3 protein-coding genes are annotated in these 1,924 nt (G+C 74.8%); all 3 read left to right on the top strand.

Annotation, left to right across the window (positions count from 1 at the left end; all coding sequences use genetic code 11):
* Positions 1-219 precede the first annotated feature (219 nt).
* The gene (locus ACFV0G_RS28520; RefSeq protein ID WP_380554086.1) at positions 220-855 is read left to right on the top strand and encodes a peptidoglycan-binding protein; all 636 of its coding nucleotides are present in this window, start codon (positions 220-222) and stop codon (positions 853-855) included.
* Between the two features lie 4 nt (positions 856-859).
* On the top strand, positions 860-1,207 hold the full coding sequence (locus ACFV0G_RS28515; protein WP_380554083.1) for a hypothetical protein: 348 nt from the start codon (positions 860-862) through the stop codon (positions 1,205-1,207).
* A 70-nt stretch (positions 1,208-1,277) separates the two neighbouring features.
* Entirely contained in the window at positions 1,278-1,886 is a 609-nt protein-coding gene (locus tag ACFV0G_RS28510) for a GNAT family N-acetyltransferase (protein ID WP_380554080.1), read from the top strand.
* Positions 1,887-1,924: the final 38 nt, after the last annotated feature.

Raw genomic sequence — 1,924 nt, 5'->3', positions numbered from 1 at the left:
GCACCCTAGCCCACCCACCCCACACACCACCCACCCCCCCCCCCCGGGCCCCCGCCCCCCCCCCCGCCGCGCCCCCGGGTGCGTACCCGGGCGGCCCGGGGTCCGTCCGCGCACACGGACCCGCCGGGCCCGCCCCGCCCCACCACCTCCGGGCCCCGCGGCCGACGGCACGCGGTCTGCCGCCGTGCCCGCGGCCCGGCGCACCACGAAGGGGTACTGATGGCCGACCTCTACCTGTCCGGCGCCGAACAGCGCCGGCTCGACGACGCACCGATGGCCGGCGACGGCGGCTCCCGGACGATCTGGCACATCACCTGGGACCGCAACGCCACCGCCGACGCCCCCGCCGACCTGCTGCCCTTCGACACCCTGGCGGCCTACTTCGCCGGCGACGGGGCGGGCGTGGCCCCGCACCTGCTGTGGGACCCGTTCACCGGCCGGGCGGTGCAGTACTTCTCCGCCACCTCCCGCAGCAAGTCCGTGGTCAACGCCCCGGGCGGGGTGGAGACCAACCGCAAGGGCAACGTCTGCATCCAGATCGAGAGCCTGTTCTTCCCGTACTGCCGGGTGGCCGGCCGGGTCTATCCGACGCTCGCCGACGCGCCGTGCGCGGGCCTCGGCCGGATCGTCGACTGGCTCCGATCGTGGGGCGTTCCGGACGTCTGGCCGATGGGGCCGCCGACCTGGTCGGCGAACCGCTCGGCGCAGGTCTGGGACACCCGCAGCGGCCACTACGGGCACTCCCAGGTGCCCGAGAACGACCACACCGATCCGGGCCCGATGCCCGATCTGTTCCACCTCCAGCCGCAGCCCGGGGCGACCGACCGGCGCCGGCTCGACGAAGAAGTGAGGTAGCCCCATGGCTCTCGTGATCGGCACCATCGACCCCGGCTTCCTGGACGGCCACCCCGAGAACGGCACGCTCATCCCCCTCCCGCCGCAGAACGGCGGCGCGGTCGGGTGGGGGCCGGTCTACCTGTCGTTCGGCAGCGACTTCGGGGACGCCCTGCTGCGCGTGGCCGTCTGGAACGACACCGCGAAGGCCTGGCGGATCACCAACCTCCAGGTGGCGGCCGCCGCCGGGCGGGCCGGCATCGCCATCCAGGACGGCGACTCCAAGGTCTCGGTGGCGCGCCTCAAGGCCTCCGCCACCGACACCGGGCTCTGCCCGGTCGGCTATCTGATCGAGACCACGCTCAAGGCCTGACGACCCGCCGGGCCCGCGCGTCCCGGAGGCGTTGCGGGCCCGGCCCGCGGGCGCGACCTAGAGTGGAGGGATGAGTTCCGCATACCGTCCCGTGCCCGCCCGTGTCGCCGGCCCGGCGGACGTGGACGCCGTGGTGGAGACCCTGACGGCCGCGTTCTTCGAGGACCCGCTGTGGGGTCCGGCCTTCCCCGACCGCGCCCGCCGCGCCGAGCAGGCGGCCGCGTTCTGGCGGCTGTACGCGGTCTCCGCGCAGCGCTACCCGTGGACGCTGATCACCGGCGCCGCCGACGCCGTGTCGCTGTGGATCCCGCCCGGCGGGACCGAGTTGACCGAGGCCGAGGAGGCCGGCATGGGCGACCTGCTCACCGGGGTCGCGGGTGAGCAGGTGTCCGAGGACATCCTGCGGATCTGTGAGCAGCTGGAGGAGGTGCACCCCACCGAGCCGCACTTCTACCTCAGCCTGCTCGCCACCAACCCCGACCACCGCGGCCGGGGCATCGGCATGGGCCTGGTCGCGGAGGCGCTGTCGCGCATCGACGCGCTCGGCGCACCCGCGTACCTCGAATCCTCCAACCCGGCCAACCTCCACCGGTACGAGCGGGCCGGCTTCGTCCCGCGGACGACGGTCACCACCGCCGGCGGACAGGTCGTCACCACCATGTGGCGCCCGGGGAGGTGAGCCGGGCGACGGCCGCGGAGCGCACCGGTGGTCCGGTT

Source organism: Kitasatospora sp. NPDC059571, from assembly GCF_042735675.1.
Classification (GTDB): domain Bacteria; phylum Actinomycetota; class Actinomycetes; order Streptomycetales; family Streptomycetaceae; genus Kitasatospora.
The sequence above is the reverse complement of the archived record's forward strand: the minus strand, read 5'-3'. Positions and strand labels throughout refer to the sequence as shown.